The following is a 366-nucleotide window of genomic DNA, read 5'->3' on the forward strand; positions in this document are numbered from 1 at the left end:
GGAAGGGAGAAAAGAGGGGGGGAAAAGAAAAAAGGAAAAAAAGGGAAGGGAGGAGGAGGAGAAAAGGAAAGAAAGGGAGGAAAGAAAAAAAAAGAAGGGGAAAAAAAGGGGGGGAAGGGGGGGGAAGGAGGGGGGAGGAAGGAAGAGAAGGAGAAAAAAGAAAAAGGGGGGAAGAGGAAGAGGGAGAGGGAGGGGAAAGAAAAAGAAAGAGGGGGGGAAAGGAAGAGGAGAAGAAGAGAGGAAAGGAGAGGAGAAAGGAAAGGGGAAAGAGGAAGAGAAAAGAGAAAGGGGGAGGGGAGAGGAGGAGGAAGGGGGGGGAAGGAGAGGGGAAGGGGAGGGAGGGAAAGGGAAAGGGAGGGGGGGAGG

General features: G+C 53.0%; 1 protein-coding gene. It reads left to right on the plus strand.

The annotated features are described in order from the left end of the window. The coding region (locus KH400_RS30150) for a hypothetical protein (RefSeq protein WP_217228426.1) at nt 1–366 on the plus strand (366 nt) is incomplete at both ends.

Source organism: Desertibacillus haloalkaliphilus, assembly GCF_019039105.1.
Lineage (GTDB): Bacteria > Bacillota > Bacilli > Bacillales > KJ1-10-99 > Desertibacillus > Desertibacillus haloalkaliphilus.